12 protein-coding genes and 1 pseudogene are annotated in these 16,315 nt (G+C 40.0%); 6 read left to right on the top strand and 7 right to left on the bottom strand.

Annotated elements, in window-relative coordinates; translation table 11 throughout:
• Positions 1-90: 90 nt before the first annotated feature.
• Positions 91-1,308 carry an IS21-like element helper ATPase IstB gene (istB, locus tag B3E92_RS20350; protein WP_112375781.1) on the bottom strand — a complete coding sequence of 406 codons (1,218 nt, stop codon included), beginning with the start codon at positions 1,306-1,308 and terminating at the stop codon, positions 91-93.
• Between the two features lie 925 nt (positions 1,309-2,233).
• Between istB and B3E92_RS20345 the strand changes: the two are divergent.
• A pseudogene (locus B3E92_RS20345) lies at positions 2,234-2,353 on the top strand (helix-turn-helix domain-containing protein); the annotation flags it as partial.
• Between the two features lie 46 nt (positions 2,354-2,399).
• On the opposite strand, the gene B3E92_RS20340 reads toward B3E92_RS20345, so the two are convergent.
• Together B3E92_RS20340 and B3E92_RS20335 are read right to left on the bottom strand one after the other, a co-directional pair.
• Positions 2,400-3,461: an ATP-binding protein gene (locus B3E92_RS20340; protein WP_112375779.1), complete on the bottom strand. Its 1,062-nt coding sequence runs from the start codon at positions 3,459-3,461 to the stop codon at positions 2,400-2,402.
• Between the two features lie 211 nt (positions 3,462-3,672).
• Positions 3,673-6,981: a TonB-dependent receptor gene (locus B3E92_RS20335; RefSeq protein ID WP_112375778.1), complete on the bottom strand. Its 3,309-nt coding sequence runs from the start codon at positions 6,979-6,981 to the stop codon at positions 3,673-3,675.
• Positions 6,982-7,446: 465 nt separating this feature from the next.
• On the opposite strand from B3E92_RS20335, the gene B3E92_RS20330 reads away from it, so the two are divergent.
• Complete coding sequence (locus tag B3E92_RS20330) at positions 7,447-7,923, top strand: hypothetical protein (protein WP_070563649.1); 477 nt, start codon at positions 7,447-7,449, stop codon at positions 7,921-7,923.
• 74 nt (positions 7,924-7,997) lie between these two features.
• Here B3E92_RS20330 and B3E92_RS20325 read toward each other — a convergent pair whose 3' ends face one another.
• From B3E92_RS20325 to B3E92_RS20310, 4 genes are all read right to left on the bottom strand, one after another.
• Positions 7,998-8,810, bottom strand: coding sequence for a M48 family metallopeptidase (locus B3E92_RS20325; RefSeq protein WP_112375777.1), 813 nt, complete (start codon positions 8,808-8,810; stop codon positions 7,998-8,000).
• A 125-nt stretch (positions 8,811-8,935) separates the two neighbouring features.
• Complete coding sequence (gene plsY, locus B3E92_RS20320; protein ID WP_075993893.1) at positions 8,936-9,586, bottom strand: glycerol-3-phosphate 1-O-acyltransferase PlsY; 651 nt, start codon at positions 9,584-9,586, stop codon at positions 8,936-8,938.
• 15 nt (positions 9,587-9,601) lie between these two features.
• Positions 9,602-10,459 (bottom strand): carboxylating nicotinate-nucleotide diphosphorylase, encoded by an 858-nt coding sequence (gene nadC / locus B3E92_RS20315; RefSeq protein ID WP_112375776.1) that lies wholly within the window; start codon positions 10,457-10,459, stop codon positions 9,602-9,604.
• A 77-nt stretch (positions 10,460-10,536) separates the two neighbouring features.
• Entirely contained in the window at positions 10,537-10,995 is a 459-nt protein-coding gene (locus B3E92_RS20310; RefSeq protein WP_172462467.1) for a DUF4783 domain-containing protein, read from the bottom strand.
• 173 nt (positions 10,996-11,168) lie between these two features.
• Between B3E92_RS20310 and gpmI the strand changes: the two genes are divergently transcribed.
• The 4 genes from gpmI to B3E92_RS20290 all read left to right on the top strand — a co-directional run bounded on the left by gpmI (position 11,169) and on the right by B3E92_RS20290 (position 16,252).
• Entirely contained in the window at positions 11,169-12,701 is a 1,533-nt protein-coding gene (gene gpmI / locus B3E92_RS20305) for a 2,3-bisphosphoglycerate-independent phosphoglycerate mutase (RefSeq protein ID WP_112375774.1), read from the top strand.
• Positions 12,682-13,269 carry a hypothetical protein gene (locus B3E92_RS20300; RefSeq protein WP_112375773.1) on the top strand — a complete coding sequence of 196 codons (588 nt, stop codon included), beginning with the start codon at positions 12,682-12,684 and terminating at the stop codon, positions 13,267-13,269. Before gpmI ends, B3E92_RS20300 begins: the two co-directional genes overlap by 20 nt.
• A 227-nt stretch (positions 13,270-13,496) precedes the next feature.
• Positions 13,497-13,796 carry a hypothetical protein gene (locus B3E92_RS20295; RefSeq protein ID WP_146753134.1) on the top strand — a complete coding sequence of 100 codons (300 nt, stop codon included), beginning with the start codon at positions 13,497-13,499 and terminating at the stop codon, positions 13,794-13,796.
• Positions 13,797-13,957: 161 nt separating this feature from the next.
• A complete protein-coding gene (locus B3E92_RS20290) occupies positions 13,958-16,252 on the top strand; it encodes a TonB-dependent receptor (protein ID WP_286898100.1) in 2,295 nt (764 codons plus the stop codon).
• The last annotated feature ends 63 nt before the right edge of the window (positions 16,253-16,315 follow it).

Here is a 16,315-nt window from a genome sequence, read left to right as displayed (position 1 = left end):
TCACCAAAATTGACGAAGAACCGTGATATTGGGCCAATTATTTCGCTAGTCATTGGGCCACTTTCCGATTACAATAATATACAATTACGATTATGATTCCAATTTCTTTTTTCTTCTGTAAGATTCGCCTTCCAGCAGCACTCTATGTGAAGAGAAAGTGACCCGATCTAGGATAGCATCAGCGATCGTGCTTTCGCCAATGAGCCCATGGCATTTTTCTACAGGTATCTGTGTAGCCATGATCAGTGAAGCGCTGTTGTAGCGATCTTCTATAATATCCAATAAAGCTGTTCTTGCCTGCTGATCTATCGGGGTGAGACCAAAGTCATCTAGTATGAGCAATTCTGCTCTTTCAATTCTTTTGAGCAACTTGTGATAGGTACCGTCCAATCGCGCTATTTTCACCATATCAAAGAACCTCCCTGTGTTCAGGTAAAGTGTTTTGAAAAGCATCTGACAGGCTTTAACACCTATACACTGAGCGAGGAAGCTTTTTCCTGACCCAGCAGGCCCCGTCAGAATAACATTCTCCCGACGATTTATAAAGCCCAGTGAAAGCAATCTTTCGAACATATTGCGATCCAATCCTCTGGAAGGTGTGTAATCAATGTCTGTAGCTGCTGCCTTTTCCTTGAAACCGGCTTTTTGAATAAGATTATCAATGTTCTTATTCTGCCTGGCTTCCCATTCAGCATCAATTATCGTCGCTATAAAGTCATCCACGCTCATCTCACGATAAAGGTTTTCATTCACGCTGGATCTATAGAGCTCAGCCATTGTCGTCATTCGCATTTTGCGCATCTTTTCGATTGTTGTGTTTTCGTTCATATTACTTTTATGTGTTTTGGTATTATTTATAGATTGATGCATCCCGCAAGTTTTCGTGCATAGGGATGCTGAAGATCGCCTGAGGTTCTTCATGTAGTGTGTCCAATGCCTGTAATGTGTTGTAAACTGCGTATAACGGTAGCCATTCGGATACTCCAGCAGGTAATTTTGCCAGATAGTATGCAGGGTGGCACCTGGACGTTTCAGCTCTTTCTGAATGTTACTGAACTGCGAAGATAAGGCTTCATAACGTTCTTTTTCAGTTTGGTCTTCTTCGGTAAAAAGATCGTGAAGCTTAGCGTCTTCCATCGACAAAAGCTCACGGTACTCCACTTCTAGTCCATTAAAACGTCGCATGTAACTGTCTACCGTTTTACGGTTGATGTTCATCATTTCGGCAACCTTACGGTTGCTGAGTCCTTTTTCCTTAAGAAGGATAAGTGTTCTAAGTTCCATTTTATCTTTCCGTTGTCCTGCCATACTGCTGTGATAAGTTTATACAGCAGCAACTTAGGCAGTTTAAAAGGAAAGTGGCCCAATGACCTCCGTTTTCAACAGAGAAATGGCCCGACGACCTCCGAAATTAAGGAGATTTTTTTGGCCCAGTGACTTCCGAAATAATTGGGTATTATAGCCGAATTGAATGGCCCGTTGACCTCCGTTATAGACAATTAGCCAACATTTTAAACGCGGTAAAAGTCAATTAGAGCTCGATTTAATTGATATTGATACAACCAAGGACACCCCATTATTTTTAGATCCTTTTTTCATTAGCATCCGAAATGATAAATGGTCATTGGAAGCTGACAGGACAATCAAGAGTTTTTTCCAAAGAGCACTGGATTTAATTAACAATAATGATATCGATCAAGCAAGAAATCTTTTTGATCATCTAGAAGAACCTAATTCAACATGCCTTGGTGTTTCTAGAGGCAAACCGTGAGGTAGAGGTGTTGGAAGGGTGTTTTCTGATGAAATTTTTGAGAATATCTTAAAAAGTACTGCTAGTTCCACAGGCTTAATTGAAGATCTTCAAGACAACATCTTGTTTATCGAGGGGTTTGGAAAAGATATGCTGTCAGACATGACGACAAATATTATCAGAAAAAGCCTGATAGAATATACTCAACATCAATGTGAATTACACAGCATCCCACTAACTGATAATGTTGCTAGTGGTTTTTATTGGAGTTCGTCTTCAATGCAATGTGGATATACTTGAACAAGCTGACCCCTCAAAATTGAATTAGAATTAGGGATGCATGTTGCGTTTAAAGCTGTTATTCCACTGCCACACTGGCTGATGTTGACCCCCTAATTCATTTTTTAGTTCATTGCGCTGGAGCATGCTGACCCCTTAGCAAGTAGTTTTTGTTACTTAGTGATCAAACAATTCGGATCACTGATGGCTGGAAAACCAAAACGAATGAGTCAGATAAAGCAATTAATCAGATTGTACCAGAGCGGTAGCGGGATAAAAACAATCGCCCGCATCCTTGGAATGAGCAAGAATACGGTGAAGTCCTATCTCAAAAAGATGGCCGACGGCGGTTTCAATACGGAAGAACTTCTTAAACAGGAGGATCCCCTGTTGGAAAAGTCGTTCCATGCAGGGAATCCTGCTTACAAGGCAGACAAGTTTGAGTACCTAAAAAGTCGTCTTGACTATTATGAAAAAGAACTTTCACTGTAATCTCTAATTTATCGGCTAACTCGGCTGTTGTAATGCGCTTATCTTCTCTAATGAGTTCAATAATTTTATCTCTTGTAGACTTGGTTTCTACCCTAGTAGTTTCATTTTCTACCCTAGGATTTGCTTTTTCTACCCTAGTATTTTCAATTTCCACCCTAGTATCTTCGGAAACACTCCCGTGTTTCGAATGGATTGGTCTTTTTAAAACAAGGGTAAACATGCCTTCTGTTTTAAACAAGGGGTTTGGTAAACCAGCCTTTTCCATCGCCTCACGAATTCTTGAAATACCTGAGCCAATCTGCTCGACCATTTGGATACGTTCGAACAGCCCAAAAATAAGTGGATTTCGACTATGGCTTTTAAAACCGAACTCCGCTGGATCAATGGCGCCAACCAATCCGCCGGGGTTAGACACTTCTACACGATCATCAAAAAGTTCAATGGTTATTCTTGCACCCTTATCATAATAATCCCGATGTGCCAAAGCATTGATAAGGGCTTCTTTAAACGCAATTTCCGGAATTTCCCATAATTCTTGTCTTGGTCCCGAACCCTCAATTACATAGCGCACATCCAGTTTGCTGTTTAACCAGTGCATCGCCTGTTCATACTGTTGCATTAACGGACCACCATACACTTTGTCATCTATAATCTGTGTTTTGGTCATGCCCTTAAAAGCTACACAACGAATAACCGCTTTTTCAAAAAAAGCTTCCGGAGCTTTAGCAAAAAACAAAACGCTACCATTTTTAAAGACACCTTTCGTATCGGTAAGCTTTAAATTCGCAATGATTTGCTTGGCTCTAACCGCACCAGATAATTTCGAAGCCGCTCTAAACTCTTCAAAATAGACGGTATCCAAATCGTTCGCAATATCAAAGTCCGGACACAAGCCTTCGTCAAAGTAAATGCGATCGCTTTGCTGAAATAATGCCCGCATGCCTTCCACAGAAGTTATTTTCTGCGTATTAGGACCTTGTCTTACATAGATAGCACCCGATAATAATTACGTAAACAGAGGGATTATCGTTTACTAGTGGATAGTGTTGAAAAAAAATCTACTTCATTATCAACTGTTTTATAACAAAAACACCCCAAAAGCTTTTATCAAGCTTTTGGGGTGTCGTAAATCAATTTACTATATAGTATTCCTAGTTAAATTTAAATTTAACACCAAACTGCATATAATAAGTTGAAGAGATCGATTCGTTCGGTCGATTCAACTCTTTTATGACATCGCCATTTGCATAGCCCAAGTTAAATGTTGGAACTGTAGTGCCATTTGCTGCTACTTTATCAATATTTTTTGGAGTCAATAAAATATTGTTATTAATTTTATAAGTACCCCAAGAAGAATTAAACAAGTTACCAATATTCATCACATCCCAAAAGAATTCTAACGAATTATTTCCGCCGCCAATTCCTCTAAATACTTCTTGTGACAAATGGAAGTCAAACTGGTGTCTCCATGGTGCAACAGCGCCATTACGTTCAACATACTTTCCTTTGTGCTCGCTAAGGTACTTATCGCCATCCACTAAGCTCCAAAATATGTCGGATTGCTCCTGCGCAGTGTAGGCTTTCTTACCATAGTTACTGTTACCAGCCGCTATATCAATAAATTTCAATTCTGAAGCATCTTTCGGGATGTAGATTAAGTCATTATTTTGACCATCACGATTAAAATCAGAACCATAATAGTAAGAGAATCTACCCATTGAGCTTCCACTATAGAATAATGTCATCGAAGTGTTCAATTTACCAATCCAATTGTTGGTGTAAGTCACAGATCCCATTAAACGATGAGGAACAATATTGGTAGTATATCCCAGTTCGGGATTATTGGAGTTACCGTTTGCTTGAAGAGGAATAGACCATAGGTTTTGAATCTGATCACCAGCGCCGTCACCGTAATTTTTAGCTCCACTATAAGTGTATGCAACCATTCCGGAAAATCCTTTATCGAAGCCTTTTTGCAATTGAGCAGTTACCGAATAATAATGTCCACCTTTCGCATTGGTCATGTACGTTGGAATAAATTGCCCCGTAGATCCTTTTACCGGTTGTCCTTTTGAGTCAATTGTATATAGGTATTTATCCGCATTTGCATTCGGGAAAATAAATCTAGTATCTCCATATCCAGCGATATTCATTGCCGTCGGATCAACCAAGTTTACATTTTTTGCAACTACAGCATTAATATCTTTATTATAGATAGCCTCTACTGTACCCACTACTCCCCAAGGTAGTTTGTAATCAACTGCGACACTTGATTTCCAGGTTGAAGGAAATTTAAGGTTAACATCCATCGCTGACATGTTACCAGGCAATGAAGTACCAGCAGCATCAGGTTTAGCTGGGTAATTCGCTTTAATATCTGGGCTAAATGATGGCATATTTGCATCGCCAGCAGCATAAGTCTTTGTATATTGAAGCATACCAGAATCTCCTGATTGAGCAACGATCCAAACAAAAGGAATTCGACCAGTAAATACTCCTGTACCTCCACGAACAATAAATGAACGATCACCATTAACATCATAATTAAATCCAAAACGCGGAGATACCATTACTCTTGTTTTAGGCATCGCACCTGTATTTAGATGAAGTCCGTTAGCAAATTCTAAGCTCTGCAACAGTGGGTGAGTTTTCATTTCTGAAACATCAGGATACGTTGGAAGTTCTAAACGCACTCCCCCCGTTAATTTCAGTTTTTCATTTACGGTAAACTGATCTTGCAGATAAAGTGACCATTGGTTAAACTTGAAGCTTGGCATAGCCTGAGAACCATCTGCGGTCAACGGATAAGTCAATGCATAGTTTACAGCAGGTTTACCACCTATAAAGTCTTGCCAAGAGTTATACATATAATACCCGGCTCCAAAACGTTGGAATCCATTTACTGTACGCGATGTCTCAAACTGAAGACCTCCAGTAAAGTAATGATCGTTCAAGGTATAGTTAGCGTCATAATTTGCAGTCCAAGTTTTGACCGAGCGAAGATTTCCGTACGTAAACGGATCTGTTCCAAAAGAGGTAAGTATATTACCACCAGTACCAGCAATACCATCACGTATATCTACTAAAGGAAATACACTTCCCGAGACACTTCTAGGCTCATCTTGGTTCACATAAGAGAGACGAGCAGAATGATTCAAATTACCAACCTTTCCGTTATATTCGGCTGTCGCAGAATATAAATTTGTTTCTTGGAAATAATTCGAGTTTTGAAAACTTAAAGCATTATTTCCAGTTCTACTCATTGGATACACTTTTGTATCAATATTAGAACCACTAAACGATGAGCTCAAATTAGAAGGAGATTTCCCTTTAACTTGGTTGTATCTAAAATTAATTTTGTGATTATCAGCAATGTTCCAATCGATACGAGCAAAGATCTTATCATTATTACTTTTCGAAGAATATCCTTGGTAAGCACCAGGATCATAACCATAAGTATTTTTCAAATAATTGCTCACTTCATCCATAAAAGCAACTGTAGGTCTTGCAAAATAACTTGTAGTTCCATAGTCAGATTCTTTTACAGAAGCAACTTTGGTCGGCCCTGGTTCAGTTTGCTTCAATTGTTCAACATTCACAAAGAAGAATAACTTGTTTTTAATAATTGGACCACCTAAACTTACACCATACTGTTTTACACTTAGATCATTAGGTGTAAACACCACATCATTTACACGAGTTCCTTGTTGTTTATCAGAACGACCACTATAAAAAGCTGAGCCAAAGAAATCGTTACGACCAGAACGTGTTACAGCATTAATAGACGCTCCTGTAAAACCTGATTGGCGAACATCAAAAGGAGTTACATTCACTGAGATCTGCTCTATCGCGTCAATAGAAATTGGAGATCCATTTGCTGGAATATTTTGGCCAATACCAAATTGGTTATTGAAATTCGCTCCGTCAACAGTGAAATTATTGGCACGGTAATTTCCCCCACCAATAGCAGTACCGTTAGATTGGGGAGTTAAACGGGTTAAATCATTTACACTTCTAGTAATTGTAGGCAAATTTTCGATCTGACGACGCCCAACAATGGTAGATGCTCCATTTCGCTCTCCTTTTAAAACTCCAGCTCTTGTAACAACTACTTCTTCAAGATTAGTCGCTGAATCGCCGAAAACAGGATTTACTACGAATGGTTCACCTAATTGCAAATAAACATCTTCATACACGATAGGTTGTTGTCCTACATAGGTTACTTCAATTCTGTAAGGTCCACCAACACGCATATTGGCAAGGTTAAACCTGCCTGCAGCATTAGCCGAGCTTGAATAAACTGTTCCTGATGGGACATGCGTAGCTTTAATTGTTGCTCCCGATGTGAACTGTCCGTTTGACTCTTTTACAATACCTGTAACGCTACTTGTCGTAACCTGAGCTTGTACAGCACCATAACTAGCCATAACAAGAGCGAAAAAGAGTAAAGATCTTTTCATATAATGTGATTTGTTAAAAAATGTTAAGCAAAATTACTAAGAGATTTCAAATTACAAAGGACTTAATATAAACTTAACACACTAAACCACACCCATTTCATGAAATCCACACCAAAAATCAGACATCAACCTATAATTTATCACGACAAAAAACGTTGTAAGATGTTTTAAACCAGCATTTACATTCTAATTATCGGATCAAAAATAGTTTTCCACATCAATTCTGGATTTTTTTTTTGTAACAACATTCTTCCAATCGGAATTTAACTTTTTGAAAATTTTTAACTAATTTCCTGTCAATCGAGACTTTTATTAAACAACTCAGTTTCTTGTCGAATTTGAGCCACTGTAACTTATTCTGACCAAAAAAATCTAAACGATTCTATAGGCCTGATGGTTTATATAAAAAATGTTTCAAAAGCCAAGAACTTTTCAGAAATTCGCACACCTAATAATTTATGCTTCATGGAAGACGGTATTCAAAATTCTTCTTTTCAAGAACCTGCAGACATTAAATTGTCTCCGGCAGGACTCTCCTTCTTGGCTTCAGCGGCCAAATGGGCCAATTTTTTGGCCATTGTCTGTTTTATTTTCATCGGCATTTCTGCCATAACCATGGTCAGCCTAATCTTCGGAGCCAGTGCATTATCACTCGGGGCCGACGAATATGTCACAGCAGGGGCCTTATCCACATTCGGTGTACTTTATCTTTTATTTCTTGCTTTTTTCTGCCTTCCCATCTATTTCCTTTATAATTTCGGATCCAAAGCGAAAAAAGCTATTGAAAACCGCGACACCATTCAGCTGGAGCTCTGCTTGGATGCGTTAAAAAAACATTACAAATTTATTGGCATCATGGTCATCATTACCATAGCCTTTAATTTTATGGGATTGGTTATCGGTGTAGTGCTCGGCGTTAGCGATGCGCTAGCCGGGGTGTAACTTGATCAAAATATAATGCAAAAAAAAGAGGGATCTGCTCACGCAAATTCCTCTTTTCGTATCCTATCAATCGTTTATTTTTTATAATATTTCATTGCGTTTGGAATCAATTTCTGAATATCCGCAATCCGTCGCTCATCACTCGGGTGGGTACTCAAAAACTCAGGCTGCCCTTTTTGACTACCCGATGCCATACGCTTCCAGAAATCTACAGCTTCATTGGGATTGTAACCCGCCAAAGCCATAATAATCAAACCCGCTGCATCCGCATCCGATTCGTCGCTTCTCGAAAATTTCAGTTGCGCCAAGTTGCCTCCTAATCCATAAAGATTGTTAAAAACACCAAGCGTACTGTTTCCAGATACGCCTGCAGCTGAACCTAAAATTTGTCCACCCAGCTGTAAAGCGATCTGATTCGAAGCCTGAGCCACAGAGTGTTCTTCAATAGCGTGTGCTATCTCGTGTCCCATTACTGTTGCCAATCCCGCTTCTGTACGTGTTACTGGTAATATTCCGGTATATACCGCAACTTTACCCCCAGGCATACACCATGCATTCACGTCATCACTCTTCACCAGATTAAACTCCCAATTGAAGTTAAATTGATTTGCGCGACCTGTACTCTGCAAATACTGATTTACCGCCGTTGCAAGCTTGTTACCAACACGTTTTACCATCGCCGCATCTGCAGTTCCGGTTACTACTTTCGCGCTATTTTTCGATAAAAAATCTTTATAAGCCAATGCAGCTTGTTGGTTCACTTGATCAGCACTGACCAATTTCAAATATTTTTTCCCGGTAACAGCAGAAGTTGCACAACCCGACAACCCCGATGCCAGTGTTACACATGCTAATACCATAGCTGAATACTTAAACATTCCGTTCATAGTTTAAATTTTATTTCAAGGGCCATATGGAGTTTCGAAGCGAAAGATAATCGCTTTTCAGCGCATCCAACATGGATATTTTACAATAATTTATTAATCCATCGTAGCGAATGCAATTATTGTGCCTATTCTTTTTCCTTCGGCTTTTTCTTAAAGAGGTAAATCTTGGATTCATGCCCCTTTAACAAACGCTCTATATTCTTTTGGTGGGTAATTAACAACAGAATACAGATGGCTATTCCGTAAAGCAGCACAGAAGGTATCGTTGTTTTAAAAATAAAGGCCAAACTAAAAGGAAATGCAAAACCTGCAGAAATGGAACCGAGCGAAACATAATGAGTTGTCAGCAGGATGATGATAAACACTGAAACACAGACCAAAGCGGCAGGTGTATGTATAGCGAGGATCATACCACACAGGGTTGCCACCCCTTTTCCACCTCTAAACCCTGCAAATACAGGAAACAAATGTCCTAATACCGCAATAACGCCAAGTGCCAACTGAAAGTTGACAAATTGGACATCGCTGGTATTTTGCCCCAGTTCTATTAAATAAGCCAGGTTTGTTGCTGTCCAGCCTTTAAATATATCTACAAACATCACGATCGATCCCGCTTTAGGGCCCAAGACGCGAAAGGTGTTAGTCGCCCCAGCATTACCGCTACCGTACTCACGAACATCTACCCCATAAAATGCCTGTCCCAACCAAACTGCTGTAGGTATGGAACCAAACAAATAAGCTAGTAATACTGCAGTTACTAAATAAATCGATATCATTAATTAAATCAGTTCTTATATTAATTTGGCCTTCAGACTAAGATCCAGGCTCCTTACACTGTGTGTCAAAGCACCTACTGAAATATAATCTACCCCAGCCTCCGCATACGATCGGATCGTGTCGAAAGTTATTCCCCCAGAGGCCTCTGTCTTGAATCGATGGTCAATTAGCTGAACAGCTTTGGCTACATCCTGCGGCGAAAAATTATCTAACATGATTCGGTCCACTTCGCCAAAGTTAAGAACTTCATCAAGCTCCGCAAAATTTCGGACTTCAATTTCTATTTCTATTGGTTTATTTAGGTTCTTTCTGTAATCATTTGCGCGCTTTAGAGCCGGTACAATACCGCCACTATAGTCCACATGATTGTCCTTAATTAAAATCATATCAAAAAGACCAAAACGATGATTGGTCCCACCTCCTATGCGGACGGCTTCTTTCTCCAATACACGCAATAAGGGTGTGGTTTTCCGGGTATCCAAAACTTTCGTACCTGTACCTTTGAGAAGGTCTACGTATTTTCGGGTAGTTGTCGCAATGCCACTCATACGCTGCATGACATTCAGCACCAAACGCTCTGCCAGCAAAATACTTTGGATATTTCCCCTCACATAAAAAGCAATATCACCTACTTTAACCTGACTTCCATCGTGGATAAACACCTCGCAGGTCAACGTATCGTCAATATAGGCAATAATCGCCTGCGCCACTTCGACCCCTGCTAAAATACCGTTATCCTTAACAATCAATTTGGCTTCACCTTGTGCGCCAGTTTCAATCGTAGAAAGTGAGGTATGATCTCCATCGCCCAAATCCTCCGCGACAGCCTGTTTTACAAAATGGGCCAGATAGTCCTTGATTTCCTTCTCCATAAATACTATTTATTGGGCTAAGATGTGGAATAATTTTTTAATCGAAAAATAGATTTATAAAAAAAGCATCGCTAGCTTTAATTTTTGCCGATTCTTAGCTCTTCAATCGAATGGTTATTATTTCCTACGCCGATCTTAATAAAGACACGATAGTTTGTTTGTTCTGTAGCTAATGTAAATGTAAAATATTGATAGCCATTGTTCGCATTGCTGGCTTGCGTCAATTTAACAGTCTTGGGTTTATGCTGATTAAAAAATGCCGCCAACATGATTTCTGACTGATACTTTGTGTATACGCCATTCTCCCCCAAAATAGATAAGGTTAAGTTTGAGCCGAAATACTTGGCCATATTTTTTGCATTACCTTCTTTCAAATACGATTTCAGTTCCTCTGAAATACTTCCTAAAGAATCATCATCACCTGGCAAAGCTACCTTTACCACTGTATTTACTTCTCTTAAATAATGCCCGAAGGCCGCAGTGTGTACAAAAAGACTAGTAATAAGTATAAATACGCAATAGCTTAAAAATTTCATATAGCTCAACATATTATAGAACAGCTTCTATCATCCATATCAATCATTAGGTAGCTCCGTTTTTTAACCGAACATAAACTATGCCACAAACCTATAAAATTATTAGGGATTAACAAGGGAACTTTTTAAGATGCGTTGATAGATTCTAAAATTAAGATTATCTTTGTTATACGATGAATAAGAAAAAAGTTGCACTCATGATCCTAGACGGACTAGGATATGGAAAACATGATAAATCAAATGCAGTTGAAGCTGCAAACACCCCATTTTTAGATCATTTATTAGAAGCTTATCCAAACTCGAGCTTAGAGGCTTCTGGTGAAGCTGTTGGACTGCCTGCAGGACAGATGGGTAACTCGGAGGTTGGTCACATGAATCTTGGCGCCGGAAGAATCGTCTATCAAGAATTGGGTCGTATTCACAAAGCTGTCAACGATGGCGTATTCAATACGGATCCTATTATTCAAGACGCATTTAAATATGCATTGGAAAATAACAAAAAGGTACATTTAATCGGATTACTTTCCGATGGTGGTGTACACGCACATACAAAGCACTTAAAAGGCTTATGTGATGCTGCAAAACATGCTGGCTTGACAAGTGACCAGGTATTTGTACATGCATTTTTAGATGGCCGTGATACAGATCCAAACTCTGGTATTGGCTATGTCAGGGATCTACAAGACTATTTAAAAACGACAACGGGCACTTTTGCCTCTGCAATCGGTCGATATTATGCCATGGACCGCGACAACAGATGGGAACGTGTGAAATTAGCATACGATCTTTTAGTAAAAGCGGAAGGTGAAAAATCCAATGACCTTGTTGCATCGATCCAAAAATCATACGACGAAGGTGTAACCGATGAGTTTGTGAAACCAATCGCATTGGTTGACGCCAACGGTACTCCGGTAGCAACAATCCAAGAAGGTGATGTGGTCTTCTGTTATAACTTCAGAACAGATCGTGGCCGCGAGATTACCATCGCTTTAACACAAAAGGCTTTTCCAGAATATGATCTACAACCCTTGGATCTATATTATGTGACTATGACATCTTACGATGAAACATTCCAAAATGTCAGGGTGGTCTTCCAAAAAGATAACTTGACCAATACCCTGGGTGAAGTGTTGGAAGCAAATCATAAAACGCAAACGCGCATCGCCGAAACAGAGAAATATCCGCACGTGACATTTTTCTTTTCAGGAGGTCGTGAACAGCAATTTGAAGGTGAAAACCGCCTGTTGGTTCCATCTCCAAAAGTAGCGACCTACGATCTTCAACCGGAGATGTCTGCTCAAGGAATTACTGAAGCTATCGTCAACGATATGGAAACACTTCAACCTGATTTTATCTGCCTGAATTTTGCGAATCCTGACATGGTAGGTCACACGGGTGTTTTTGAGGCTGTTATAAAAGCAGTGGAAACTGTTGATCAATGTACAAAAACGGTTGTTGAGACAGGCCTTAAAAATGGTTACTCCTTTATTATTTTGGCCGACCACGGTAACTCCGAGTTTATGGTCAATGAAGATGGATCGCCAAATACGGCACATACAACCAATTTGGTTCCATGTATCTTGATTGACGATCAGTATAAGAAAATAGCAGATGGTAAATTAGGTGATATTGCCCCAACCGTCTTACAGCTTTTAGGCGTCAATATCCCCGTTGAAATGACAGGAAATGTATTGGTATCAGAATAATAATTTACTTATAAATAGTGGCAGAGCACTTTCCCTTGTTATGGGCAGTGCGCTGCTTTTTTGGAGCTGTGGATCTCCATCCGCGACAAAAGGTCCTCAAAAATCTTCAGACATATTTTCTGTTGATTCATTCTTTACTGCCGAGGTCAATCGCCTGCAGCAACTCAACCCCTCGGTTCTAAAATCTGTCAACAAAGATGGAGAAAAAGAACAAAAGGAACTGAAAATTAGCAACTGGAAAAATGAACTTTCCGCCTTTCAAGCTGCCGACATCAGCAAAAACTTCGATCCATCACTGTATGAAGTTAAAGCTGTAGACTGTGTAACAGAATTTACAGCTAAAAAGAAAGAACTACAAATACAAAAGTTACGCATCGAGTTTGATAACAACGAAAAGGTAAAACACATCCATATCGATAAAAAGATAACAAATACCTTATACGATAGTCAAGAAAAATTAGACTATTATACGGACTCGCTTTATCGCATTGTCAAATTTCAAGATGTCCAAGGCTTGGATGCCAATCAATATGAAATTAAAGGCAAGTTTATTCCTTCCAAAAAATAAACAACCTTATCGATCATATGCAAAGTGTCTATCTAATCTTTGGATAGACACTTTTTTTTTGTTCCGACGGGTATCCCCTATCACATCTTTTCGATAATCGGTTCAAAATAATAAATGCAACACAATTGCTTTGTATTATATTTTCCTTACCTTTGATCTGATTAACAAAATAACTCAAGAGAAAACGTGGGTTTAAACGTAGTGGTTTTAGCGTGAAAGGTATCTCATTGAACAAATTCGCAGCATTAATGCTCTTATTGACCTTCTTAATTGGTCAGTTCATTGTGTATACCCATGCGCATACGCAAACTACACTCAGTATCGTAGACAGTCCTGCAAAAAAACACCACACGGATCATCCCAAGTGCTCCATTTGTGATCAAAACTCACACCCACAAATTCTTTTCCATTTTACGCTGCATGAATTAATACTTCCGACCCAGCAGATTGAATATGGACTGTTTATCACCGGAGATCAAGTTATTCGATCACTGCTTTCTGGCAATCGTGGTCCCCCCATCGCTTAATTTTTACATAAGTCCAATAATGTCATTCATATACTCTTCTCATTATTGCGACAAACGACTTCATACAAGTTTTTAGAACTCGACAGTCTCAAGAATTCATACGATGAGTTATTGAGCTGCTGTCTTGCTTGATGTTATATACGTAAAAATTATTCGTACAGATGAAACTTAAAATTATAGGCTGCATTTTTATGCTTGCCACTTATTTCTCCATATTTCCAGCTCTCGCCGCAACAATCAGCGGTAAAGTAACGGATGCAAAAACTAATCTTCCCATTGCTGGTGCAACAATATCACTGCAACAGCTTCGTTCGAGCACCGCATCAGACCAACAAGGTCATTATAGCTTTAAATCACTTCCTTCAAGTGGACGCTACTTGGTTGAGGTCCGTTTCTTGGGTTATCAGTCCGTTGTCAAGACCGTCGATCTAACTTCGGAAAATCTTTCCCTCGATTTCGCCCTAACCGAAAGTATTATTGAAACCAATGAAGTCGTCGTTACGGGTACATTGGTCACCTCACAGAGCCGTCGCAACAGTACCTCGGTTGCTGTAATCTCCAAAGATGAATTGCAGGGAAATGCTACGAATCTTATTGATGCTCTTGCCCGACAAGTTCCCGGACTAAGCCAGATCACAACGGGACAAGGCATTTCAAAACCTGTTATACGGGGACTCGGTTATAATCGTGTCGTCACGGTGAGCGATGGTGTCAAACAGATGGGACAGCAATGGGGCGACGAACATGGCATTGAAATCGACCAAAATCAACCGGATCGTGTGGAGGTCCTGCGTGGTGCAGCCTCTTTGATGTACGGATCTGATGCTATTGGCGGTGTAATCAATGTGCTTGAACCAAATGTTCCTACAGCTGGGCAATTTAAAGGTGAAGTATTGAGCAGCTACTCCACCAACAACGGACTAACCAATAGTTCGGTTATGCTTACCGGTAATGAAAATGGCTTCGTATGGCGTGGGCGTGGTTCTTATCAAAACGCCTATTCTTATAACACGCCCGCAGGCCGCTATGGCAATAGTGGTTTTAATACCAGTAATTTCAGCGGTATGCTCGGGCTAAACAAGCAATGGGGCTACTCTCATCTGAATTTTTCATACCTGAAAAATAATATCGGCTTTTACGACGCCGAACCTGGTGACCCACTTTACATAAACTCAAAAAGCCGGACCTTAGATTTCCCCAAGCAGGACATCCGCCATTACAAACTGGCCCTCAACAATAACTTTATCATCGGTTCCGGTAGTTTAAAACTTGATCTGGGCTATCAAAAAAATCAACGTCGGGAGCTTGAAGAAGCAACACCTTCCTTATTCTTTGACCTGAATACGTATTCACTTGACGCAAAATATTCTTTAAGTGAAAAAAATGGCTGGCAACATGTATTTGGCATTAGTGCTAGCCAGGAACACAGTTTAAATAAAGGCGTTGAATTCTTAATTCCGGCCTATGATCAGTTGGAATTGGGCGCTTTTGGCTATGCAAAGAAAACCTGGAGCGAAAATACCTTTAACGTTGGATTACGCTATGACTACGTCAAAAACAAAGGCAAGCAGCTCTTTATTGAAGATGAAGAGCAGTTCGCTGGTTTTAAAAATAGTTTCAGCAATGTGAGTGGAGCGCTTGGATATACCCATATTTTCAGCGAAGACCTCAATTTCAAAGCGAATGCCGGTTCGGCTTTTAGAGCGCCTAATCCAGCAGAATTAGGTTCCAACGGGGTACACGAAGGAACGTACCGCTATGAAGTTGGTAATGAAAACCTGAAACCTGAACGAAGTTACCAAGCGGATGCAACCCTCGAGTTTGGGCATAGCATCGTTACAGGAAGTGTCGGAATCTACGAAAACTATATCCACAATTTTATCTATGCCTCAACAACAAAAGGCGACACGAAAACCGTTGTGAGTGAAGATGGCGATTCGCATACCTACGACGTATATCGCTATGGCCAGGTAAACGCCAATCTTTACGGTGTCGAAGGAAGCCTGAATTTTCACCTGTTAAATTGGATACACCTGGATAATACATTTAGCTATACCCATGCACAGAACAATACCTTTAACAGACCCTTGGCATTGATTCCAGCTGGCGTTGTACACAATACACTGCGTCTTGAGCCCAAGATTAGCGGATTGAATGCTTTCTACGTTTCTGTGGGGCTGGACAATTATTTCAAACAGAACCGCATTGATGAAACCTTCGAAACGCCAGCAAACTCGTATACTTTATTAAACGCAGGAATCGGTACGACATTACATCTCGGATCGCAGCAACTGAAAGTATTTGCAGCAGCTTCAAACTTGACCAACAAACGTTATTACGATGCGTTGAGCCGATTGCGCCCAGGACGTCTTTCACAGGAAGACACGAGCTTTGGTGTCTACAATATGGGTAGAAACATCACCTTCGGTGTATATATGCCATTGCGCATAAAGTAAATTTAGCTTAGCACAAACGAGTCGATTAAGATTAGTACACAGTAAAATAGAAAAAGGCGGGAT

Source organism: Sphingobacterium sp. UBA6317, assembly GCF_002440385.1.
GTDB classification, from domain to species: domain Bacteria; phylum Bacteroidota; class Bacteroidia; order Sphingobacteriales; family Sphingobacteriaceae; genus Sphingobacterium; species Sphingobacterium multivorum.
Note: the sequence above shows the minus strand (reverse complement) of the source record. Positions and strands in the feature narration are given on the sequence as shown.